The sequence below is a fragment of the Actinoplanes sp. GCM10030250 genome, assembly GCF_042666575.1.
Classification (GTDB): Bacteria; Actinomycetota; Actinomycetes; order Mycobacteriales; family Micromonosporaceae; genus Actinoplanes.
In genome coordinates this window covers 418592-440930 of record NZ_JBHTDO010000002.1, presented here as the reverse complement: position 1 = coordinate 440930, position 22339 = coordinate 418592, and the positions used below count along the sequence as shown (strand labels likewise).

Below are 22339 nucleotides of genomic sequence, written 5' to 3'. Positions count from 1 at the left end.
AGTCGCTCAGGCCCTGTGGACAACTCCCGGTGCGCCGGCCCCGGCAGGGGCCCTACGCTGGTCGGATGCCGCGCTATGAGTACCGGTGCCGCGCCTGCGGCGCCACCTTCGAAATGACCCGCCCGATGCGTGAGGCAGCCGCGCCCGCCGCCTGCCCGCAGGGCCACGACGACACCGTGAAACTCCTGTCCACTGTCGCCGTCACCGGCCGCGGCGCCGCGGGCGCCCCGGCAGCCCCGGCCGCCGGTGGCGGCGGCTGTTGCGGAGGCGCCTGCGGCTGCTGAACAAACCCGGCCCGTCGCCCGGCCGTCCCCCCGACCCGGCCGCGGCGACGGACAGCCACAACCCGGAGCGTCGACTTCGGCCGGTGATCCGTTGATCGCAGGCGGTGTCATTTCGCTGCCTCGTACGTGTACACCCGAACGGCCCGCTGATTTTGGCCGTGCGCCGCGTTTCCGCGTTCGATCTCTTTCGTTACGAGACGCGTAGTCCCGTATGCCGGCGTCGATGCCGCGGCCGGCCCGTCATCCGTAAGGGTTAGGCCATGGCGGGCAAATGATTACCGTCCGTTTCTACGATGGGCGGTGACACAGAGATACGGCAGCATGAGGCGCGACTTCCTAGAAGGGGGCGGAGGTTCCACCGTGTCGGGACGGAGCGAGCTACCCAGTGGTCTGGTGACCTTTATGTTCACCGACATCGAGGGCTCGACCAGGCTCGCCCGAATGCTCGGTGAGGCGTACCGAAACGTTCTCGGAGCGCATCGATCAGTGCTACGCGCTGTGCTCGACGACTTCGATGGTGTTGAGTTGTTAACGGAGGGTGACTCCTTCTTCGTCGCCTTCTCGAGCGCTGACGCCGCCGTTGCCGCGTGCGTCGAGGCGCAGCGGAGACTGTCCGCATACGACTGGCCACGGCGTGACGCGGTGCCCCGGGTCCGGATGGGACTGCACACCGGGCGGGCCACTCCGGTCGGCCGGGAATACGCCAGCGCCGAGGTGCACCGGGCCGCCCGGGTCTCCGCCGCCGCACACGGTGGCCAGGTCCTCTGCTCCGAGGCGACCGCCACGGCGGTCACCACCTCCTACACCGCCGCGTGCGCGTCGAGGGCGGCCGCCGCCACGCTGGCCACCGTGGACATGCTCGACCTCGGTACGTTCCGGCTGCGCGGCTTCGACGACGACGAGCGCATCTTCCAGGTCGTCGCTCCGGGACTGGACCGTGACTTTCCCCGGCCACGCACCGCCGAGGCGCCACGGCACAACCTGCCCGCCGAGCACTGCGACTTCGTCGGGCGGCGTGCGGAGTCGGCCGAGCTGGCCGAGCTGATCAGCCACAACAGGCTGGTGTCGGTGGTGGGACCGGGCGGTGCCGGCAAGACCCGCCTGACACTGTCCGTAGCGGATCGGCTGCTTCCCGCGTACCCCGGCGGTGTTTGGACGATCGATGCCGCCACCGCGGCGAATGGCCTGCCCAACGCGCTGGCCGCGGCTCTCGGACTGCGGGCGGAACCGGACCGGCCCATGATCGAGACCCTGGTCGAGCAGTGCGCGGAGCGGCGGATGCTGGTCCTGCTGCAGACCTGCGACGCGGCGCCGGGCCTCACCGCCACGCTGGTGCATCGCCTGCTCAGCCGATGCCGACGGCTCGACGTCGTGACCACCGGCCGATCGCCGCTCGGCCTGCCCGGTGAGACGGTCTGGCGGATTCCGCCGCTCGCCCCGGCGGACGCGTTCGCGCTGCTGAAGGAGCGGGCGGCGGCGGCGCAGGGTGGCCGGGCCGGTGACGGTGAGGCGCCGCTGGCGCGGCTCGCGGCCCGGCTGGAGGGCTCACCGCTGGCGATCGAACTGGCTGCGGCGCGGTTGCGCCTGCTGCCCGCCGACCAGCTCGCGCGGCGCCTGGACGACCCGCTCGGCGCGCTCGACAACGACGCGGCCGGCGACGGGCGGCACGCCAGCCTGGCCAACAACCTCGCCTGGTCCTACCGGACCCTCGGCAGCAGGGCGGCGGGCCTGCTGCGACGGCTGGCGGTCTTCGCCGGGCCGGTGGATCTCGCGACGGTCGAGTGGTGCGGCGCCGAGGCGCTCGGCGCGCTCTCCGAGCTTGCCGACAAATCGCTTGTCGACGTGGTGCCGGGTCCGCGTTACCGGCTGTCCGATCAAGTGCGGGCGTACGCGTTGCGCCAGCTGACCGCGGCCGGTGACGAACCGGCGATCCGTGATCAGCACCTCTCCTGGTCGCTGCGGACCCTCGACGGTGTCGTCGTGGACACCGACGACCAGGTGCGCACGGTCTCGCTGACCGAGCTGGGGCCGTACGTGCCGGAGTGGGAGTCCGCCCTGCGGTGGGCGGTGACCACCGGTGACGTGCCGGCCGGGCTGCGGCTGGCCGGCGCTCTTGACCCCTGGTGGCGTGAGCACGGCGGCGCCGCATCCGGCCGGGAGCTGCTCACCCGGCTCTACCAGCGGGCGGCACCCGCGGAGCTCGCCGGCGCCTACCTGATGCACGCCGGCCTCGCCGACGACCGGTCCGAGCGGGAGCGCTACCTGGGCCGTGCGGAGGCGGCCGCCCGTGCCGGCGACGATTCGGCGCTGCTGATCCGGGTCCTCGCCGCCCGGATGGCGTACCTCGAGGGTGCCGGTGACGCCGCCGAGCACGCCTGCCGCGAGGTGATCGCCCAGGCGGAAGGGGTCGGTGCGCCGGCCGCCGCGCTGCCGGCCGTGCTGGCTCTGGCCGAGTTGCTCTGGCGCCGCGACGCGCTGACCGAGGCCGCCGAGCTGCTCGGTGCCGCCCGTCAGCTCGAGGCCGGTCACCCCGAGGACCGGGGCCGCCGTACGGTCGACTGGCTTCTCGGCATGGTCGCGCTCCGCCGCGGTGACCTGATCGCCGCCCACGACCACCTGGTGGTAGCGCTTCGCTCCCGCCTGCGCCACGGTTTCCGGGGTGCCGCTGCCGACGCCGTCGCCGCGATCGCGGTGCGCTGCGTCCTCGGCGGTGATCCCGCGACCGCCACCGTGTTGTTCGGCGGTGCTGAGGCGGCCCGCGGCGCCCGGCGCACGGAGTCGTTCGGCGGGTTCTGGTCGGCGCAGCAGGCCGCCCTGCGGACCCGGCTCGGCGACGCGGCCTTCGACACGGCGTACGCCGATGGGGCAGCCCTCGGCTTCGACCAGATCGTCGCGATGGCCCTGGCCGTCGAGCACCCGGACCTGGAGGACGGTGCCACCCGCTTCGCCCAGATAGCCCGTTAGCGATCGCCGAAGTTCACGGTGGCCTGGTAATAGGTCCAGGCCACCGTGTTGCAGACCGGCTGCACCAGCGTGCGGTACCCGTCGCAGGTCCGGCGCAGATCAGCCCGGAACACCTCGTCGATCCGGCGCTTGTGCGCGGCGAAGGTGCCCGCCGCCCGGTAGTTGCGGTAGCCGAAGTCGTGGTGCCGGCAGGCGTTGCGGAAATCGAACCCGACCGGCTTCTCCGGCCCGTGTGAGCAGTAGTCGGTGGACCAGTCGAAGCCGTACTCCGCCCACTTCCCCCGATCACGCCGCGCGGCGTTCCACTCGGCGGTGCTCTCAGCGGTGGGCTGGGTCCATCGGGCCAGCAGGGTTCCCTTGTCGGGGACCACCCCCCACGCGGGTCCCGCCGGCAGTATCGTCGTGCCCGCCAGCAGGATGCCCGCTACGGCGGCGCGGCGGATCGCAGGGCGCGTCATCGTGACTCCTCCGGGTGCGATTCCCAGCTTGACCGTTAGGGTGTTTGCGTGCAGGCCGTTCCATGATTCATCTACCGCGGGTCCGGCAGGGACCACTGAGGGCCCTCGGCCTCCGGCTGGTGATGGCGTGCACCCTGGTGCTGCTCGCGGTCACCGTCATCTATACGGACCGCGATGGCTATCGCGACATCAACGACGACGGCCTGACGCTGCTCGACTGCTTCTACTACGCCGTCGTCTCGCTCTCCACCACGGGCTACGGTGACATCACCCCCGAGACTCAGGGCGCACGCCTGGTGAACGTCCTGTTCATCACGCCCGCCCGGGTGCTCTTCCTGATCATCCTGGTCGGCACCACACTGGAGGTGCTGACCGACCAGTACCGGAAGGGCCTGCGGGTCACCCGGTGGAGGCGCAAGTTGAAGGACCACGTGATCATCTGCGGTTACGGCACGAAGGGCCGGGCCGCGGTCGCCGCGCTGCTGGAGACGGGGTACGAGAAATCCCGCATCGTGATCGTGGAGAACCGTGAGGCCGGTGTCCGCCAGGCGGCCGCCAGCGGGCTTGTCGTGATCGAGGGCGACGCCACCCGTTCCGCAGTGCTCAACGAGGCGGACGTGAAGAACTGCAAGTCCGTCATCATCGCCACCGACCGTGACGAGGCGTCGGTCCTGATCACGCTGACCGTGCGGCAGCTGACGGCCGGTCAGGTGCGCATCATCGCCGCCGTCCGTGAGCAGGAGAACGCCGCCCTGCTCAAGCAGAGCGGCGCCCACCACGTCATCGTCTCGTCGTCCACGGCCGGTCGCCTGCTTGGCCTGACCACCACCGCGCCGCCGCTGATCGACGTCGTGGAAGACCTGCTCACCCCGGGCCAGGGCATGGCACTGGCGATGCGCTCGGCGGAGCGGGCCGAGGTCGGCCGCAACCCGCGCGAGCTGGTCACCCTGGTGGTGGCACTGATCCGCCGCGGCAAGGTGCTGCCGCTCGGCGGGGAGCACGCGGTCACCATCGAGACCGGCGACCTGCTCGTCTACATCCGCGACGACGAGGCCGCGCACAACGGCGTCGCGGTCTGAGCCTCGCAACGGCGTCGCGGTCTGAGCTTCGCAACGGCGTCGCGGTCTGAGCTTCGCAACGGCGTCGCGGTCTGAGCGTCGCGCCGGGTCATTACGGCTTGCGGCCGACCGGGTCGTTACGGCTTGCGGCCGACCGGGTCGTTACGGCTTGCGGCCGACCGGGTCGTTACGGCTTGCGACCGACCGCGGCGAACTCGGAGACCATGTCGGTGATGCCCGGGTGTGCCGGGTCGGGCCGCCACGCCGAGCAGGTCACCACGCCCGGATCCAGCAGCTCCAGGCCGGTGAAGAACGATCCGATCTGGTCCCGGCTGCGCGCGACGATCGGCGCCGCACCGCTGGAGTTCCACTGCTTCATCGACTGCTCGACCGCCGCACCGTTGACCTCCCGGGTCGGGTGCGACATCACCAGGTAGCTGCCGGACGGCACCGCATCGAGGAGCGTGCGGACCACCGAGGCCGCCTCATCGTCGTCGACCACGAAGTTCACGATGCCCAGCAGCATGATCGCGATCGGTTGCCCGAAGTCGAGCGTCTCGTGCGCCTGCTCGAGGATCCGCCCGGTGTCGCGGATGTCCGCGTCGATGTAGTCGGTGGCGCCTTCGGGTGTGCTGGTCAGCAGGGCCCGGGCGTGCACCAGAACCATCGGGTCGTTGTCGACGTAGACGATCCGGCTCTGTGGTGCGACGCTCTGCGCCACCTCGTGGGTGTTGTCCGCCGTGGGCAGGCCGGTGCCGATGTCCAGGAACTGCCGGATACCGGCCTCGCCGGCCAGGTGACGGACGGCGCGGCCGAGGAACTCCCGGTTCGCACGGGCGGACTGCACCAGCTCCGGCATCAGGGCCAGCGCGTATTCCGCCGCCTCCCGGTCGGCGGCGAAATTGTCCTTGCCGCCGAGCAGGTAGTTCCACAGCCGGGCGGAGTGCGCCACCTCGGTGTCGAGCTCCGGGTAGGACCTGTCTCCATCGGTCACAGCCCGAAGACTATCGATGCGGCGGGGCAAAACCTAGAGGATCGATGTGGCGGGGCAAACCTAGAGGATCGATGTGGCAGGGCGAAACCTAGAGGATCGATGCGGCGGGCAAAACCTAGAGGATCGTCCAGGTGTCGGCGGCGCTGAGCAGGTCGCCGAGCATCTCCTCGGGCGAACCGGTGGACTGGGCCTGTGCGTCCAGCACCTGCTTGCGCACGATTTCGTCGTAGGACGGGCGCTGCACGTTGCGGAACACGCCGATCGGGGTGGTGCCCAGGTCGGAGCCGGAGAGCCGGCTGAGGGCGAACGCATAGGCCGGGTCGTCCACTGTCGCGTCGTGGACCATGGGGGTGCCGCCCTCCTGCACCTTCAGTCCGAAGCTGCCCTCGGGGTGTACGACCGAGAACCGCCCGTCGGCGCCGAAGGTGATCGGCTGTCCCTGTTCCAGCCGGATCAGGTGCTCGTCCCGCGACGAAGCGTCCTTGATCAGGTCGAAGGCGCCGTCGTTGAAGATGTTGCAGTTCTGGTAGATCTCGACGAACGCGGAGCCCTCGTGCTCGGCGGCGGCCCGCAGCACCGACTGGAGGTGCTTGCGGTCGGAGTCGATGGTCCGGGCAACGAACGTGGCCTCGGCGCCCAGCGCGAGCGAGAGCGGGTTGAACGGCGAGTCCGCCGAGCCGGCCGGCGTCGACTTGGTGATCTTGCCGATCTCCGAGGTCGGCGAGTACTGCCCCTTGGTGAGCCCGTAGATCCGGTTGTTGAAGAGCAGGATCTTGAGGTTCACGTTGCGGCGCAGCGCGTGGATCAGGTGGTTGCCGCCGATCGACAGCGCGTCGCCGTCGCCGGTGACCACCCAGACGCTGAGGTCCGGCCGGGACGCCGACAGCCCGGTCGCGATCGCCGGCGCACGCCCGTGGATCGAGTGCATCCCGTAGGTGTTCATGTAGTACGGGAAGCGCGACGAGCACCCGATGCCGGAGACGAAGACGATGTTCTCCCGCGGGATGCCCAGCTCCGGCATGAAGCCCTGCACCGCGGCGAGAATCGCGTAGTCACCGCAGCCGGGGCACCAGCGGACCTCCTGGTCGGACTTGAAGTCCTTGGCGGTCAGCTTCAGTTCGACAACCGGGTTAGCCATTCTTGACCACGTCCTCGAGCATGCTCTCCAGGGTCGCGGCGGTGAACGGCAGGCCGCTGACCTGGTTGAAGGGAACTGCGTCGATCAGGTACTTCGCGCGGATCACGTGGGCGAGCTGACCGAGGTTCATCTCCGGGATGACCACCCTGTCGTACCCCGCCAGCACCTCACCGAGGTTGGCCGGCAGCGGTGCGAGATTCCGCAGGTGCGCCTGGGCGATCGGCAGACCGCGCTGGCGCAGCGCACGGCAGGCGGCACCGATCGGGCCATAAGTCGAACCCCATCCGAGTACGAGGACCCGCGCGTTCTCCTCCGGATCCTCCACGTCCACCTCGGGCACCGCGATGGTGTCGATGCGCTCCTGGCGGATCCGCACCATGAACTCGTGGTTCGCCGGGTCGTACGAGATGTCGCCGGTCTGGTCGGCCTTCTCCAGGCCACCGATGCGGTGCTCCAGGCCGGGTGTGCCCGGAACCGCCCACGGCCGCGCCAGCGTCTGCGGATCCCGCAGGTAGGGCAGGAAGCGACCGTCGGAGGTGTTCGGCTCCTTGGCGAACTCGACCCGCAGGTCGGGCAGCTCGTCGACGGACGGCAGCAGCCACGGCTCGGAGCCGTTCGCCACGTAGTTGTCGGAGAGCAGGATGACCGGCGTGCGGTAGGTCAGGGCGATCCGGGCGGCCTCGATCGCCGCGTAGAAGCAGTCGGACGGCGATTTGGGTGCGATCACCGCGAGCGGCGCCTCACCGTGCCGGCCGTACAGCGCCATGTTCAGGTCGGCCTGCTCGGTCTTGGTCGGCATGCCGGTGGACGGACCGGCCCGCTGCACGTCGACGATCACCAGCGGCAGCTCCAGCGCGATCGCCAGCGAGATGGTCTCGCCCTTGAGCGCGACGCCGGGGCCCGAGGTGGTGGTGACGCCGAGCGCCCCGCCGTACGCCGCGCCCAGCGCCGCACCGATCGCGGCGATCTCGTCCTCGGCCTGCATCGTCGTGACGCCGAACTTCTTGTGCTTGGAGAGCTCGTGCAGGATGTCCGAGGCCGGCGTGATCGGGTACGCCCCGAGGAAGACCGGCAGTTTCGCCCGGACCCCGGCGGCGACGAGACCGAGCGCGAGCGCCTGGTTGCCGGTGATGTTGCGGTAGGTGCCCGGCCGCATCTTCGCGGGCTTCACCTCGTACCGCACGGAGAAGGCCTCGGTGGTCTCGCCGTAGTTCCAGCCCGCCTGGAAGGCCGTCTTGTTCGCCGCGACCAGGTCGGGGCGCTTGGCGAACTTGCGCTCGAGGAACCGCAGCGTCGACTCGAACGGCCGCGAGTACATCCAGCTCAGCAGGCCGAGGGCGAACATGTTCTTGGCGCGCTCGGCGTCCTTCTTGGCGACGCCGGCGCCGGCCAGCGCGCCGACCGTCATCGAGGTCAGGGCGACCGGGTGCACCGCGTAGCCGCTGAGCGAGCCGTCCTCCAGCGGGCTGGTCGCATATCCGACCTTCGCCAGATTTCGTTTGGTGAACTCATCGGTGTTCACGATGATGTCGGCGCCGGCGGGCAGGTCGGCCAGGTTGGCCTTCAGCGCGGCCGGGTTCATCGCGACCAGCACGTTCGGCGCGTCGCCGGGCGTGAGGATGTCGTAGTCGGCGAAGTGCACCTGGAAACTCGACACGCCGGGCAGGGTGCCCGCCGGTGCGCGGATCTCGGCGGGGAAGTTGGGAAGGGTCGAGATGTCGTTGCCGAGCTGAGCGGTCTCCGAGGTGAACCGGTCCCCGGTGAGCTGCATACCGTCGCCGGAGTCCCCGGCGAAACGGATCACCACTCTGTCCAGCTGTTCGACTCGCTTCGCGGAAGCGACCACGTTCAACCTCCAAAGGACGCGGTCCGGCGGCTCAAGGTTGTCGATGGCCGGCCCGCACATCGTCACTTCCACCCTACGTCGCCGCTCCTTACGAGGCGGCCGCAGACCGTTGCCCACAGTAGCCACGGGAGCAAAGGTCAGCCAGCAGAGTCCACCATGCGGCACGTCCGGCGCTGCCTGACGTCCGTTAGGCTCCCCGATCGTGGACGGATATCTCGGTTCGTACGCCACGCTGGGTCTGGTGCTGGCCGCCGGAGTGCTGCTGTTCGTGGCGGCGTTCGGGGCGAACCGGCTGCTCAGCCCGGCGAATCCGGCGGAGCCACCGGGCAAGCGGATCGCGTACGAGAGCGGCGTCGACCCGGTCGGCGGCGACTGGGCCCAGGCGCAGATCCGGTACTACGTCTACGCGTACCTCTATGTGCTCTTCGCGGTCGAGGCCGTGTTCCTTTTCCCGTGGGCGCTGATCTTCGATCGGCCGGCCTTCAGCGGGTTCGCTCTCGCCGAGATGGGTGTCTTCGTCGCGGTGCTCGCGCTCGGCATCCTCTATGCCTGGCGCAAACGCATCCTGACCTGGACCTGACCTGCTCAGGGCGCGCGCCGCCGGCAACCGACCGGGTGGCGGGCTCGCCACCGGAAAGCGGACATGCCAACATCGTGCGCATGGGTCAGCTTCTGCTCTTCATTGTCGTCGCGCTCGTCGTCGCGACGATCGTCTTCGGCGTGACCGTCCTGCTGAGCGGGGGCGACTCGGGACTGGCCCCGGTCGAACCCGACGGGCGTGCGGTGCCGCTGCCGGGTGACCGGCCGCTGGGGGAGAAGGACCTCTCCCTGACCAGGTTCGACACCGCGTGGCGCGGCTACCGGATGGCCCAGGTGGATCAGGCGTTGCAGCGCGCCGCGTACGACATCGGCTACAAGGGTGAGCTGATCGGTGTGCTCGAGGCCGAGGTCGCCGCGCTCCGCGAGGGCCGGACCGAGGACGCCGACGCGCTGCGCAAGGCCCGCGAGGCCGCGGCGGCGCCGACCCCGCCGCCGGCCGGGCCCGGGACCGAGCCGGCCGAGGGCGCCGTGATCGAACTGGCCGAGGTGCCGCCGCAGAGCACCGCGGTGCCCGCAGCCGACGGGGAGCCGGCGGACCACCGATGAGCGCCGGTGATCCGGCGGAGGGCCCAGCCGAGGGCCTGGGCGAGGCAGCCAGGCCCGGATCCGGCGAGTTCACCGCCACGGTGATCGTCAGCGCGCCGGCGCCGGTGGTCTTCGCCGCCTTCATGAACTGGGAGCGGCAGTCCGAGTGGATGCCGTTCACCCGGGTCCGGGTGGTCGAGGGCGACGGCGGCGAGGGCAGCCTGGTCGAGGCGGTCACCGCGCTGGGCCCGGCGGTGCTCCGCGACGAGCTGCGCGTCGTCAAGGTCAACGCACCGTACGAGGTGCGCGTCGTGCACTGCGGGAAGGTCCTGCGCGGTCCCGGTGCCATGCGATGCACCGCGATGTCCGGCGACCGTACCCAGATCGTGCTGCACGAGTGGTTCCACCTCCCGGCCGGAGCGGTCGGGAAGATCGCCTGGCCGGTGCTCTGGCCCGGGTCGAAGCTCGGCTTCACCGGCGCCCTCAAGAAGTTCGGCCGCCTGGTGGAGCAGGGGCGACTGCCGTGACCGACTCCGGGCTGGTGATCGGCCCGGACGGGCGGCCCCGCTGCTCCTGGGGCGCCGGCTCCCCGGAGTACACCGCCTACCACGACGAGGAGTGGGGCCGGCCGGTCCGCGGTGACGACGCCCTCTTCGAGCGGCTCACCCTGGAGGCCTTCCAGTCCGGCCTGTCGTGGATCACCATCCTGCGCAAGCGCGAGGCGTTCCGGGCGGCCTTCGACGGCTTCTCGATCGCCGGAGTCGCGCAGTACACGGAGGCCGACGCGGCCCGCCTGATGGCCGACCCCGGCATCGTCCGCAACCGGATGAAGGTCGACGCGGCCCTGCACAACGCCCGGGTCGCCGCCGAACTCCCCGGCGGGCTCGCGGCCCTGCTCTGGTCGTTCGCGCCACCGGCCCGGCCGCGCCCGCCGGCCCGCGCCGACGTCCCGGCGCTCACCCCCGAGTCCACCGCCCTCGCCAAGGCGCTGAAAAAGCGCGGCTTCAAGTTCGTCGGCCCCACAACGGCGTACGCGTTGATGCAGGCCACCGGCATGGTGGACGACCATCTCGCCGACTGTTGGGTCCCACCGCTCACCACGCCCTAGGTCGCGTGATGAGATGGGCGCATGGCGCAGTGGTCGGTGGTTCTTCCGGACGAGCAGTGGGCGACCGAGCGGTTGTTCCAGCACGATGTCGTGACCGTGGCGGACGGGCCCGCGGGGCCGTCGGCCGGTGACGAGGTGCTCGTCGTCGCCGAGGAGAGCGTCGTGGCGCTGGCCCGGGTGGAGAAGGCGGACGGCGGCGACCTGGTCCTGGGCTATCGGCGGCGGGCGTTCGACGAGCCGCTGCCGGTCGAGGGGCTGACCGGTGGCCCGGTCGACGAGGTGACCTACCGGCGGCTGGCCGCGCGGCTCGGCGGCACGGCTGACTGGAAGCCCTGGCTGGTCAGCGTCGCGATGCCGATCGAGGCGAACAGCCCGGCGGAGGCGGTGCGCCAGTTCTGGTCGCACGTGCTGGAGCTGGGCCCGGCCGAGCTGCCGACCTACGTCTGGCCGTCCGGCGACGAGCTGGCCATGCAGGCCTTCGTCCTCGGGGCCGAGGCCAACCAGGACCCCGAGGAAGAGGACGAGGACGACTGAGCCGAACTCAGCGTCCCTCGTAAACCGGCTTCTGCTTGTTCAGGAAGGCCGAAACCGCCGCCTGGTGATCCGCGGTCGCCCCGCAGATCGATTGGGCCTGAGCCTCCGCGGCAAGGGCGTCGGAGAGCGTACCGGCGTCACCGATCGACAGCTCCCGCTTGATCGCGCCGTAGGCCACCGTCGGGCCGGCCGCGAGCCGCGCCGCGAGCTCCTGTGCGGCCGGCAGCACCTGCTCGTCGTCCTCCAGCAGCTGGGAGAGCAGCCCGATCCGGTACGCCTCGTCGGCCTTGACCGGCTGGGCGAGCATCAGCAGCTCCACCGCCCTGGCGTGCCCGACGATCCGCGGCAGCGACCAGGAGACCCCGCTGTCCCCGGCGAGCCCGACGTTCGCGAACGCCATCAGGAAGCGCGTCGACGGCCCGCCGATCCGGAAGTCGGCGAGCAGCGCGAAGGAGGCACCCGCGCCGGCTGCCATGCCCCGCACCGCCGCGACGACCGGCTTCGGCATGCTCGCCAGCCGCTGCGCGATCGGGTTGTAGTGCACCTGGACCGTGTTCAGGTCGGTGGAGCCGGACTCCAGCAGCGCCGCGTGCTCGCGCAGGTCCTGACCGCCGCTGAACGCACCGCCGGCGCCGGCCAGCACGATGGCCCGGCACGACCGGTCCCGCTCCAGCTCGGCGAGGGTGTCCCGGAGCGCCACCTTGAGGTCGACGGTGAGGGAGTTCATCGCCTCGGGGCGGTTCAGCGTGAGGGTGACGACGGCGCCGGTGCGGTCGACGAGCAGCGAGTCCGCCTTCAGTCCGTCGGTGGGCGGCGGCTGGGGCGGTCGGATGGCGGTCATGGTTCTGAGAATCCCACACGTCCTCCACGCACGGCAGATTGCAGGCAACGTTCGACGTAGCGGTCGGCGGCCGGGCGCAGCCGGGTGGCGTGCTTGTCGAAGAAGGCCGCCGCGCGGACACCGGGCCAGCCGGCCGGCAGCAGTGCGGAGGGCAGCTGCGGGTCCTGGAAGAGGAACGATCGCCAGGCGTGGACCAGGCGGAAACGCGCCGCGTACGCCTCCTCGTCGGAACTTCGCGGAGTGACCGCCTTGACGACGGGGCGCAACGAGGTGACGAAGTCCTCGTACGACTGCCCGATCCGGTCCAGGTCCCAGGCCCGACCGACGATCTCGAGGGCACCCGGTGAGCCCGCGGTGTGGCTGGCGCTGAACCGTTCGAACCCCGCCCCGGCCTCGGTCAGGACCGCCTCGATCTCGTCCGGGGCACGCGGGGCGACCCAGACGAGCTCGTTCAGCGGCCCGTAACCCAGATAGGCGAGCCGGACCGCATCCCGCCGGGCGAGCGGCTCCCGCAGGAGGATCATGTCGAAGCGGCCGTCCCAGCCGCCGCGACCGGTTCGGTACACCCGGGTGGCCGCCTCGTCGAGCCGCCGTGCGGCCTTGGGTGTCAGCAGATAGCCGGGTCCGGAGGCCAGGCGAAGGGGGTGCAGCCATCCTTGTCGCACCATTCGCGACACCGCGGTGCGGACCGCGGGCGCCGCGATCTCCAGCGGAGCGAGCAGTCGGACCAGGGCTGCGACCGGGGCTCGGGAGCCACGAGCTCGCAGGTAGTCGCCGTACAGGTCGAAGAGTGCTGACCGCGCCTGCATGACCGCACATTGTGACAGCCCGAAAGGCGATATGCTAGATGCTGTCACATCCGCCCGGGCTGGGTTTGGGTTCGCCGGTGTTCATCAGGGAAAATGTTTGATCGGCACGGTGGGCCGCATCGCGTGAACACGTGAAACGGTCTGTACGGCCGCCGGTCGGAAACGAGCACCGCGCGTCGTGTGGGGCTGAGCACGTGACGCCGGTGTTGGTGCATTCCAGGAGCAAGTGGCTGTGGGGTAACCCACCGACCCTGACGTAGGTCTGAGGGGAGACAAGATGGCGGCGATGAAGCCGCGGACGGGCGATGGTCCGCTGGAGGTCACCAAGGAGGGCCGTGGCATCGTCATGCGCGTCCCGCTGGAGGGTGGTGGCCGTCTCGTCGTGGAGATGACCCCGGACGAGGCCAACGCGCTGGGTGACGCGTTGAAGTCGATCGCCGGCTGACGTTTCACGCGAGCCCGCCGGTACGGTACCGCCCGTACCGGCGGGCTTTCCACGTCTTACGGAAAGGTCATCCTCCCGTGTTCGCTATCCGCATGACCAAGGATCTCGACGAGGCGGCCACGTGGGTCGTACCGGTGAGCTCCGATGGGACGCAGGCCCCCGGTGAGGTGGGCGCGGAGGCTTCCGCGCTGGCCGCGAGCATCGGCGACGCCGGCCGGGCCGGCCGGATCACCGCGCTGCCGCGTCCGCTGCGCCGCCCGGCGAGAGCGCTGCTGGCCGGTGTCGGCGACGGCGACGAAGCCGGGTGGCGAGCGGCGGGTGCCGCGGCCGCGAGGGCCGCCGACGGTGACGAGACGCTTGACGTACTTCTGCCGCCGGGCACCGGCCAGGACGCGCTGCGCGGTCTGGCCGAGGGACTCTGGCTGGGCGGATATCGATATCGCGAGGCGATCAAGCCACCGCGCTCCGGCGAGGTGCGGATCGTCGCCGACCACACCGTGGGGTACGCGGAAAGCCTCACCCGCGCCCGCGCGACGGCCCTGGCCACGTGGCTGGCCCGCGACCTGACGAACACACCGTCCTCGGTGAAGGACCCGGCCTGGTTAGCCGGCCAGATCGTCGCCGAGGCCGCCGGTCGCCCCGGCGTCTCCGTGACCGTCCGAGCGGGCGACGAGCTGCTGCGCTTCGGTGGCCTGCTCGCTGTCGGCGGCGGTTCGGTGTCACCACCCCGGTTCGTCGAGCTCTCCTGGCAGCCGCCCGGCGCGACCACCCACGTGGTCCTGGTCGGCAAGGGCATCACCTTCGACACCGGCGGCATCTCGATCAAGCCGCGGGACGGCATGAAGCTGATGAAGAAGGACATGGGGGGTGCGGCAGCGGTGGTGGCGGCCACGCTCGGCGCCGCCGACCTGGGCCTTCCGGTACGCGTGACCGCGCTGACCCCGCTCGCCGAGAACGCGGTGAGCGGCTCGGCCTTCCGCCCCGGCGACGTGATCACCCACTACGACGGCTCGACCAGCGAGAACACCAACTCCGACGCCGAGGGCCGGATCGTGCTGGCCGACGCGCTCGCGTACGCGGCCGAGCAGCTCGCGCCCGACCTGGTGCTGAACCTGGCCACCCTGACCGGCGCGAACTCGGTCGCCCTGGGCAAGCGCACCGCTGCCCTCTACAGCCCCGACGACGACCTCGCCAAGGCGCTCACCGAGGCCGGCGAGGCCGCCGGTGAGCGGATGTGGCGGCTGCCGCTGGCCGAGGACTACGCGGAGAACCTGCGCAGCGACATCGCCGACCGGATCAGCGCGCCGCCCGGACCGGGTTCGGTGATGGCCGCCCTGTTCCTGCGCGACTTCTTCGGTGACACCAGGTGGGCGCACCTGGACATGTCCGCGCCCAGCTGGGCCGAGGCCGACGACCTCGACCTCACCAAGGGCGCCACCGGCTGGGGCGCCCGGATGCTGCTGTATTACCTCGCTTCGCTCGGTTGCGATTCGCCCCGGGAAGTCGATGGCGAGGGCGCCGAAATCGACCACGGCTCCGCCTAGCCGATTTCGGCACCCTCGCCATCGACGGGCGAATCGCGACTCTGGTTGCGCTTACCCAGCGGAACCGCGCTCAGCGCTTCACAGCGGTCAGTAGGCCGGCGCCGGAGGGGATCACCGCGGGGATCCAGTCCTCGGACTCCCTGATCGCCTTGACCGTCTCCCGGATGGTCAGGGTGTCCACGTCACGGGCGGACGGGTCGCTGATCCGCCCGCCGGCGTGCGCACCGTTCACGATCAGCACACCGCCCTGGCGCAGCAGGCGCAGCGCCGCCTCGGTGCACGCGGCGAACTCGGTGGTGTCCGCGTCCACGAAGATCAGGTCGTACGCACCGTCGGCCAGCCGGGGCAGCACGTCCAGGGCCCGCCCGCTGATGATCCGGGTACGCGACGGCGCGAACCCGGCCTCCAGGAAAACCCGCCGGGCGATCCGCTGGTGCTCGTGCTCGACGTCGATGGTGGTGAGCACCCCGTCCGGGCGCATGCCGCGGAGCAGCCAGACGCCGCTCACGCCCGTACCGGTGCCGATCTCCACCACCGCCTTGGCGTTCCCGGCGGCGGCCAGCAGGCGCAGCACGGAGCCGGCGCCCGGGGAGACGCAGGGCAGACCGAGCTCGTGAGCCAGGGCACGCGCGGTCTGCTGGACCGGGTCCTCAGTGGCGAAGGTCTCGGCGAACGGCGTTGATTGCGGCGCCGGCTGACCGAATGAACGAGCGGGACCGATGATGACGACCTCCGGACGAAGGGTGTGATGGTCGCGGCGGGGTGATGGTCGCGGCCAACCACGCACATCGGATAAGAGAGTAGAGCGATGCTCTCCGGTGATGCACCACGCCGTCGATGCATAAACGGCCCAGTCGAACCGGCGGGGCAATCGGTGGGAAGGTGGTACCCGGTGGATCCGTGTCATCCTGGATGCGCGGAGCCGGGCGAATGACGAGTGGAGGCACCGACGTGACCGACGGCTGGAACTGGCGCCGGCCACCGGTGCCGCCTGCTCCGGGTGCGCCCGGACCAGCGTCACCTCAGCCGCCCGGATCGCCGTGGTGGACTGATGCGACGGCCGACCCGTGGCGTGATCCTTGGGCGCCGTCGGCAGTGGTGGTGACGGCCGTCCCGGCGATCGGTGTTCCCGAGCCGGAGCGTGTGACCGATCCCGACGCGCCCCGTCGCCCGCTCGCCCCGATCATGCTGATCGTCCTGGTCACGGCCCTGCTGGCGGGTGGTCTCGGCGGCACGCTCGGTTTCGTCTTCGCGGTCCGCGGCGGCCTCACCCCGGCCTCCGGCACCCAGCTCGGAGCCAACCCGGAGCAGCTTCCGGAATCCGTGCGGCGCCCGCCGGAGACGCTGGCCGGTGTGGCTCAGCGAGTCGCACCGAGCGTCGTGACGGTGCATGTCACGGGCGCGATCGGCTCCGGTTTCGTGGTCTCCACCGACGGCTACGTGATCACCAACGACCACGTGGTGGAGAGCGCCGACGACGTCCTGTCGGTGTCGTTCAGCGACGGGACCACCGCGTCGGCCCGGGTGGTCGGGCGGGATCCGGAATCCGACATCGCCGTGATCAAAGTCGCAAAGAACGGGCTCACCGCCGTGGAGCTGGGCGACTCGGACGCGATCGCGGTCGGTGACCCGGTCCTCGCTTTCGGTTCGCCCCTGGCCCTCAAGAACACCGTGACGCAGGGCATCGTGAGCGCCCTCGACCGCACCATCCAGGCCGGCGATCCGGGCGGCACCACGCGCTACTACGCGGCGATCCAGACCGACGCCGCGGTCAACCAGGGCAACTCCGGCGGGCCGCTCGTCGACGCGGGCGGTCAGGTGATCGGCGTGAACTCGGTGATCCGCTCGGTGGGCGGTGCCGACACCGAGGCCGGCAACATCGGGCTCGCCTTCGCCATCCCGATCAACCAGGCCGAGCGGGTCGCGAAAGACATCATCGACACCGGCAAGGCCCGGCGTACGGTGATCGGCGCCGAGGTGGTCACCGGTGAGACGGCCGGTGGTGCCCGGCTGCGGTCGGTGGAGCCGGCCGGTCCGGCCGCCACCGCCGGGCTGAAGAGCGGTGACGTGGTCACGAAACTCGGCGGGCACCTCGTCGAGGAGGGCACCGACCTGATCGCGCTGGTCCGCAAGTACGCACCGGGTTCGGTGGTGCCGGTCGAGTACCGGCGTGGCACCAAGACCGCTTCGACGTCGGTGACACTCGCCGCCGACACCAATTGATCATCGGGCAGGGTGTGTTTCGGCCCCGGGTCGTGCGTAGGCTTGGCCCGGAACGCCGGGGAGGCCGTACGTGTTCGAGAACTTGAACTGGTGGGAGATCGGCGCGCTGCTCATGCTCGCGCTGCTGGTCTTCGGGGAGCGCCTGCCCAAGGTGATCAGCGACGGGCTGCGCCTGCTGCGCGGCCTGCGCAACATGGCGCAGAACGCGACCACCGACCTGAGCCGTGAGCTCGGCACCGACATCCAGCTCGAAGACCTGCACCCGAAGGCGTTCATCCGCAAGCACCTCCTCAGCGAGGAGGACGAGCAGGCGATCCGCAAGCCGCTGCAGACGCTCTTCGACGACGTCAAGCAGGACCTCAACGGGGTCAAGAACGAGCTCAACGACGTCGCCTCGGCCGCCGACTTCAAGAACGGCGGCAGCGCCGCGAAAAGCACCACGCCGGTCGAGGCTCCCCGACCGGCGCAGCGTTACGACCTCGACGCGACCTGAGAAATCAGCCGCGCTTGGCGTTGACCATCAAGCCGAGCGGCTTGCCCACCAGCGACTCGCGCCGGACCGCCAGCTTGTCCGCGACGCTGTCGAGCGCCTTCGCCGCCGGTGCCTCCGGGTCGGCGAGCACGATCGGCGTGCCGCTGTCGCCGGCCTCACGCACGCGGGTGTCCAGCGGGATCTGACCGAGCAGCGGCACCCGGGCACCGATGGTCTGGGTCAGCGACTCCGCCACGGTCGTACCGCCGCCGGAGCCGAAGACCTCCATCCGGGACCCGTCCGGCAGCTCCAGCCACGACATGTTCTCGACCACGCCGACCAGGCGCTGGTGCGTCTGCAGCGCGATCGCTCCGGCCCGCTCGGCGACCTCGGCAGCGGCCGTCTGCGGCGTGGTCACGACCAGGATCTCCGCGTTCGGCAGGAGCTGGGCCAGCGAGATGGCCACGTCACCGGTGCCCGGCGGCAGGTCGAGCAGCAGCACGTCCAGATCGCCCCAGTAGACGTCGGCGAGGAACTGCTGGAGCGCGCGGTGCAGCATCGGCCCGCGCCAGACCACCGCGGCGTTGCCGGCGGTGAACATGCCGATCGAGATCACCTTCACGCCGTGCGACTGCGGCGGCATGATCATGTCCTCGACCCGGGTGGGCCGGCTCTCCACGCCGAGCATCCGCGGCACCGAGTGGCCGTAGATGTCCGCGTCGATCACGCCGACCGACAGGCCCCGCTTGGCGAGCGCGGCGGCCAGGTTGACGGTGACGCTGGACTTGCCGACACCGCCCTTACCGCTCGCCACCGCGTACACCCGCGTCCGCGAGCCCGGCTGGGCGAAGGGAATGACCGGTTCCGCGGCGGCGCCACCACCGCGCAGCGTGGTCTGCAGCGCCTTGCGCTGCTCCTCGCTCATCACCCCGAAGTTGACCTCGACCCGGTCGATGCCGGGGAGGCTCGTCAGGGCGGCGGTGATGTCGTTGTTCAGCTTGTCCCGCAGCGGGCAGCCGGAGACGGTGAGCAGCAGATCGACCTTGACCAGGCCGTCGCTGACGGTGAAGCCCGACACCATGCCGAGGTCGGTGATCGGGCGGCGGATCTCGGGGTCGTCGACGGTCGCCAGGGCGGCCTGGATCGCGTCCTCGAGCGTCGATGCGGGAGCGGACATGCAGCCCATGCTACGTCGAGGTCAGGGGCGCTCTTCCTCCCACTCCATACGCGCGCGCTTCTCCCTGCGCAGTGCCGCCTCGTCCAGTTCGTCGGCGAGACGGCCCAGCTCGGAGCGGAGGAAATCCCTGGTGGCGACGTCACCGAGGGATTTACGCAGGGAAGCGATCTCCCGGGTCAGGAACTCGGTGTCGGCCTTCTGCATCGCCGCGCGGCGGCGATCCTCCTCCATCGTCAGGCGGTCACGGTCGGTCTGCCGGTTCTGCGCCAGAAGGATCAAGGGCGCGGCGTACGACGCCTGGAGTGACAAAATCAACGTCAGGAACGTGAATGTGTACGGGTCGAAGCGCATCCGGTCCGGAGCGAGGGTGTTCCACGCGAACCAGGCCGCGATCAGCACCGTCATGTAGACGATGAACTTCGCCGTGCCCATGTACCGCGCGATACTCTCCGACCACCGCCCGAACGCCTCCGGGTCGAACTTCGGCAGCTGCACCCGCCCCGGATCACGCGGCTGGTCGAGCCGATCCCGCCGGCTGTCGCTCATGCTGTCCCCTGCTCGTCGGCGGCGTCGCGGTCACGCCAGTCCCGGGGCAGCGAATGGTCCAGCACGTCGTCGACCGTCACCGCGCCGAGCAACCGGTGCGTCGAGTCCACCACGGGCATCGCGACCAGGTCGTACGTCGCCATCCGCCGGGTGATCTCGAGCAGCCCGGTCTCGGTGTGCAGCGGGTCGATATCACTGTCCACCAGCCCGCCGACCATGCTGGCCGGCGGTTCGCGCAGCAGTCGCTGGAAATGAACCATGCCGAGATACTTACCCGTGGGGGTGGCGCTCGGCGCACGGGCCACGAACACCTGCGCGGCGACCACCGCCGAGAGTTCCGGCTCGCGGATCCGGGCCAGCGCCTCGGCGACGGTCGCGTCCGGGGTGAGGATCACCGGCTCGGAGGTCATCACGCTGCCCGCGGTGCCGGGTCGGTAGTTCATCAGCTGCCGGACCGGCGCGGCCTCCTCCGGCTCCATCAGGTCGAGCAGGACCGCCTGCTCGCTCTGCGGCAGCTCGGCGAGCAGGTCGGCGGCGTCGTCCGGGTCCATCCGCTCCAGCACGTCCGCGGCGCGTTCCCGGTCCAGGTTGACCAGGATCTCCACCTGATCGTGTTCGGGCAGCTCCTCCAGCACGTCGGCGAGCCGCCGGTCGTCGAGGGCCGCCGCCACCTCGTTACGCCGGGCGTCCGGCAGGTCCTGCAGGGCGTTCGCCATGTCGGCGGGGCGCATCTGGTCCAGCAGCGCGATCAGGTTCGAGGTGCCCTGCGTGTCGGTCGGCCCGACCAGGCCGCGAACCTGGTCGTACTCCGCCTGGTAGAGGTGTCCGCGCCTGGTCAGCCGGCCGGTGTGCTCCCGGACCGCCACCCGGGTGATCACCCACTCGGTCCGCCGGTTCTCCTCCATGGCGATGTCCACGACGGCGCCGGCGTGCTCGCGTTCCTCGCCGTGTTCCGCAACGACGACCGTCACCCGGCGATCGAGCAGATCCTCCAGAACCAGCAGCTCGTTGGGCCGCTTCTCGAACCGGCGCAGGTTCAGCGTGCCCGTGCTCAAGACGACAGCTTCGGCATCCATGCTGGTCACGCGGCCGATCGGCAGGAAGATCCGGCGGCGCAGGGCCATCTCGGCGACCAGCCCGACGATCTGCGGCGGCCGGTTGGTGGTGCGCAGCCGGACGACCGCGTCACGCACCCGGCCGACGCGGTCTCCGTTGGGGTCGAACACCGGCAGACCGGCCAGGCGCGCCAGATAAACCCTCGTCCCCATGGTCACGACTTCACCCTAGGTTAGGGTCCGGACATGTCCACCGTGGCCTACGAGATCGTCGACGTATTCACTGATCGGCCGTTCGCCGGCAATCCGCTCGCCGTGGTCTACGGGGCGGACGAGCTCGGCACCGATCAGATGCAGACATTGGCTCGCGAGTTCAACCTCGCCGAGACCGTCTTCGTGCTGCCACCGACCGCGCCCGGCGCCACCTACCGGGCCCGGATCTTCACCGTTGAGGCCGAGCTTCCGTTCGCCGGTCACCCCAGCGTGGGCGCCGCTGTCACCTCGATGCGCCGCGGGCTCTTCGAGGCGGGTCCGGTGGTGCAGGAGTGCGGTGCGGGGCTGCTCCCGGTCGAGGTCACCACCGCGGGCCGGGCCACGCTCACCGGCGGCGAGCCGCGGCTGGGCGATCCGGTCGCGCCCGGTCCGCTGCTGGAGATGCTCGGCCTGACGGCCTCGGACTACGCCGGTGGAGACCTGGCTGCCCCGCGTCCGGCCGGGTGCGGTCTGGACTGGCTGTTTCTTCCGGTACGAAGGGAAGCGCTGGCCCGTGTCCGATTGAACACCGTGGCGGCTCAGGGTCTCGGCGTCACCGACCTGAGCGTCTTCGCCTGGTCCGGCGGCGAGGCGCACGCCCGGGTCTTCGTCCCCGGCACCTCGGTGTGGGAGGACCCGGCTACCGGCTCCGCGGCCCTGGGCCTGGGCGTGTGGCTGGTTGCCTCCGGCTGGTTGCCCGGCGACGGGCTCTCCTCCTACCGGGTGCACCAGGGCATCGAGATCAAACGCCCGTCCCTGCTGGACTGCACAGTGACCGCCGCCAACGGCGCAGCCGCCTCGGCAACCGTCGCCGGTCACGTCCAGCCTATCGCCACCGGCCGGATAGCCGTCCCGCCGTTCATCGGCTGACCGCCGCCGCGGTCCTCTTCTGTCCCCTTCGGGCCAACATCTCGGGACGCTTTTCGGGGGTCGGCGCTCTTGAGACGCGTCTCTCTTCGGACCAGCGCGGTCAGCGTTTGCGGACGCGGTGGAGCCGGAACGGGCGGCGCGTCTCGACCCGGGCCGGCGTGTCGCGGGGTGGCTCGGCGGCGGACTCGGAAGGCAGGTCCGGGTTGCCGGTCGCGGCCCCGTCGGCCGGGGTCAGCCGGACCAGGGCACAGCCACTCTCCACCCAGCGGGTCACCAGGTCGTCCGCGGTGCCGGAGGCGTTCAGCCGCTTGGTGGCCAGCTGCGGCGCGATCTCGTCCCACTCGGGGCTGCCCGGGAGCACCCGGGTGACCACGGCCTCGGCCAGCACGATCAGCCCGCCGTGGTCGCCGCGGAGCCGGACCTCGGCCCTGCTCGCCTGCGCGAGCCCGGGGGCGAACTGCTCACCGGGACCGCTCACCACGGCCAGCGAGCTTTCCACGGGCATGCACCACAGCCCGTACGCCGGACCGCCATCCACCGCGACCCAGGCGATCGACGCCTTCTTGATCGCCTCTTCCAGCACGCCAGAGCTCACC

24 protein-coding genes are annotated in these 22339 nt (G+C 70.8%); 13 read left to right on the top strand and 11 right to left on the bottom strand.

The features are described 5' to 3' along the window. Positions 1–65 precede the first annotated feature (65 nt). Complete coding sequence (locus ACFQV6_RS05235) at positions 66–284, top strand: zinc ribbon domain-containing protein (protein ID WP_378026149.1); 219 nt, start codon at positions 66–68, stop codon at positions 282–284. 402 nt (positions 285–686) lie between these two features. Continuing rightward, positions 687–3248 carry an ATP-binding protein gene (locus ACFQV6_RS05230; RefSeq protein ID WP_378026273.1) on the top strand — a complete coding sequence of 854 codons (2562 nt, stop codon included), beginning with the start codon at positions 687–689 and terminating at the stop codon, positions 3246–3248. Here the strand turns inward: ACFQV6_RS05230 and ACFQV6_RS05225 are convergent. Then, on the bottom strand, positions 3245–3706 hold the full coding sequence (locus ACFQV6_RS05225; RefSeq protein WP_378026148.1) for a phospholipase: 462 nt from the start codon (positions 3704–3706) through the stop codon (positions 3245–3247). The genes ACFQV6_RS05230 and ACFQV6_RS05225 overlap by 4 nt on opposite strands. Before the next feature lie 62 nt (positions 3707–3768). On the opposite strand from ACFQV6_RS05225, the gene ACFQV6_RS05220 reads away from it, so the two are divergent. Next, positions 3769–4785, top strand: a complete 1017-nt coding sequence (locus tag ACFQV6_RS05220) for a potassium channel family protein (RefSeq protein ID WP_378026147.1) — start codon at positions 3769–3771, stop codon at positions 4783–4785. 166 nt (positions 4786–4951) lie between these two features. Here the strand turns inward: ACFQV6_RS05220 and ACFQV6_RS05215 are convergent, their stop codons facing one another. The 3 genes from ACFQV6_RS05215 to ACFQV6_RS05205 form a co-directional block, all read right to left on the bottom strand. Beyond that, positions 4952–5758: an SAM-dependent methyltransferase gene (locus tag ACFQV6_RS05215; RefSeq protein ID WP_378026146.1), complete on the bottom strand. Its 807-nt coding sequence runs from the start codon at positions 5756–5758 to the stop codon at positions 4952–4954. A 115-nt stretch (positions 5759–5873) separates the two neighbouring features. Further along, positions 5874–6896: a 2-oxoacid:ferredoxin oxidoreductase subunit beta gene (locus ACFQV6_RS05210; protein WP_378026145.1), complete on the bottom strand. Its 1023-nt coding sequence runs from the start codon at positions 6894–6896 to the stop codon at positions 5874–5876. Continuing rightward, on the bottom strand, positions 6889–8742 hold the full coding sequence (locus ACFQV6_RS05205; protein WP_378026144.1) for a 2-oxoacid:acceptor oxidoreductase subunit alpha: 1854 nt from the start codon (positions 8740–8742) through the stop codon (positions 6889–6891). The genes ACFQV6_RS05210 and ACFQV6_RS05205 overlap by 8 nt, the downstream gene beginning before the upstream one ends. Positions 8743–8944: 202 nt before the next feature. Here ACFQV6_RS05205 and ndhC point away from each other — a divergent pair, with 202 nt between their 5' ends. From ndhC to ACFQV6_RS05180, 5 genes are all read left to right on the top strand, one after another. After that, on the top strand, positions 8945–9322 hold the full coding sequence (gene ndhC, locus ACFQV6_RS05200; RefSeq protein WP_378026143.1) for an NADH-quinone oxidoreductase subunit A: 378 nt from the start codon (positions 8945–8947) through the stop codon (positions 9320–9322). Positions 9323–9402: 80 nt separating this feature from the next. Then, on the top strand, positions 9403–9888 hold the full coding sequence (locus ACFQV6_RS05195; RefSeq protein ID WP_378026142.1) for a DivIVA domain-containing protein: 486 nt from the start codon (positions 9403–9405) through the stop codon (positions 9886–9888). Further along, positions 9885–10394, top strand: coding sequence for an SRPBCC family protein (locus ACFQV6_RS05190; protein WP_378026141.1), 510 nt, complete (start codon positions 9885–9887; stop codon positions 10392–10394). Before ACFQV6_RS05195 ends, ACFQV6_RS05190 begins: the two co-directional genes overlap by 4 nt. After that, positions 10391–10975 carry a DNA-3-methyladenine glycosylase I gene (locus ACFQV6_RS05185; RefSeq protein WP_378026140.1) on the top strand — a complete coding sequence of 195 codons (585 nt, stop codon included), beginning with the start codon at positions 10391–10393 and terminating at the stop codon, positions 10973–10975. Before ACFQV6_RS05190 ends, ACFQV6_RS05185 begins: the two co-directional genes overlap by 4 nt. Before the next feature lie 21 nt (positions 10976–10996). Then, positions 10997–11509: a hypothetical protein gene (locus ACFQV6_RS05180; RefSeq protein ID WP_378026139.1), complete on the top strand. Its 513-nt coding sequence runs from the start codon at positions 10997–10999 to the stop codon at positions 11507–11509. 7 nt (positions 11510–11516) lie between these two features. Here the strand turns inward: ACFQV6_RS05180 and ACFQV6_RS05175 are convergent, their stop codons facing one another. Continuing rightward, positions 11517–12350 (bottom strand): enoyl-CoA hydratase/isomerase family protein, encoded by an 834-nt coding sequence (locus tag ACFQV6_RS05175; protein WP_378026138.1) that lies wholly within the window; start codon positions 12348–12350, stop codon positions 11517–11519. After that, positions 12347–13159, bottom strand: a complete 813-nt coding sequence (locus ACFQV6_RS05170) for a PaaX family transcriptional regulator C-terminal domain-containing protein (protein ID WP_378026137.1) — start codon at positions 13157–13159, stop codon at positions 12347–12349. Before ACFQV6_RS05170 ends, ACFQV6_RS05175 begins: the two co-directional genes overlap by 4 nt. Before the next feature lie 277 nt (positions 13160–13436). On the opposite strand from ACFQV6_RS05170, the gene ACFQV6_RS05165 reads away from it, so the two are divergent. Together ACFQV6_RS05165 and ACFQV6_RS05160 are read left to right on the top strand one after the other, a co-directional pair. Beyond that, the gene (locus ACFQV6_RS05165; protein WP_014447667.1) at positions 13437–13604 is read left to right on the top strand and encodes a DUF3117 domain-containing protein; all 168 of its coding nucleotides are present in this window, start codon (positions 13437–13439) and stop codon (positions 13602–13604) included. Between the two features lie 92 nt (positions 13605–13696). Then, the gene (locus ACFQV6_RS05160; protein ID WP_378026136.1) at positions 13697–15148 is read left to right on the top strand and encodes a leucyl aminopeptidase family protein; all 1452 of its coding nucleotides are present in this window, start codon (positions 13697–13699) and stop codon (positions 15146–15148) included. Positions 15149–15218: 70 nt separating this feature from the next. Here ACFQV6_RS05160 and ACFQV6_RS05155 read toward each other — a convergent pair whose 3' ends face one another. Further along, positions 15219–15770 (bottom strand): O-methyltransferase, encoded by a 552-nt coding sequence (locus ACFQV6_RS05155; protein WP_378026272.1) that lies wholly within the window; start codon positions 15768–15770, stop codon positions 15219–15221. A 329-nt stretch (positions 15771–16099) separates the two neighbouring features. On the opposite strand from ACFQV6_RS05155, the gene ACFQV6_RS05150 reads away from it, so the two are divergent. Together ACFQV6_RS05150 and ACFQV6_RS05145 are read left to right on the top strand one after the other, a co-directional pair. Next, complete coding sequence (locus ACFQV6_RS05150; RefSeq protein ID WP_378026271.1) at positions 16100–17371, top strand: S1C family serine protease; 1272 nt, start codon at positions 16100–16102, stop codon at positions 17369–17371. A 70-nt stretch (positions 17372–17441) separates the two neighbouring features. Further along, positions 17442–17864, top strand: a complete 423-nt coding sequence (locus tag ACFQV6_RS05145) for a preprotein translocase subunit TatB (RefSeq protein ID WP_378026135.1) — start codon at positions 17442–17444, stop codon at positions 17862–17864. A gap of 4 nt (positions 17865–17868) precedes the next feature. On the opposite strand, the gene ACFQV6_RS05140 is transcribed toward ACFQV6_RS05145, so the two are convergent. Genes ACFQV6_RS05140 through ACFQV6_RS05130 form a run of 3 tightly spaced genes read right to left on the bottom strand, consistent with a single transcriptional unit; the run spans position 17869 to position 20834 of the window. Beyond that, entirely contained in the window at positions 17869–19020 is a 1152-nt protein-coding gene (locus ACFQV6_RS05140; protein WP_378026134.1) for an Mrp/NBP35 family ATP-binding protein, read from the bottom strand. 21 nt (positions 19021–19041) lie between these two features. Beyond that, complete coding sequence (locus ACFQV6_RS05135) at positions 19042–19566, bottom strand: DUF1003 domain-containing protein (protein ID WP_378026133.1); 525 nt, start codon at positions 19564–19566, stop codon at positions 19042–19044. After that, positions 19563–20834 carry a magnesium transporter MgtE N-terminal domain-containing protein gene (locus ACFQV6_RS05130; RefSeq protein ID WP_378026270.1) on the bottom strand — a complete coding sequence of 424 codons (1272 nt, stop codon included), beginning with the start codon at positions 20832–20834 and terminating at the stop codon, positions 19563–19565. The genes ACFQV6_RS05135 and ACFQV6_RS05130 overlap by 4 nt, the downstream gene beginning before the upstream one ends. Positions 20835–20867: 33 nt before the next feature. Between ACFQV6_RS05130 and ACFQV6_RS05125 the strand changes: the two genes are divergently transcribed. Continuing rightward, complete coding sequence (locus ACFQV6_RS05125) at positions 20868–21743, top strand: PhzF family phenazine biosynthesis protein (protein WP_378026132.1); 876 nt, start codon at positions 20868–20870, stop codon at positions 21741–21743. Between the two features lie 100 nt (positions 21744–21843). On the opposite strand, the gene ACFQV6_RS05120 is transcribed toward ACFQV6_RS05125, so the two are convergent. Continuing rightward, complete coding sequence (locus ACFQV6_RS05120) at positions 21844–22338, bottom strand: hypothetical protein (protein ID WP_378026131.1); 495 nt, start codon at positions 22336–22338, stop codon at positions 21844–21846. Between the last annotated feature and the right edge of the window lies 1 nt (position 22339).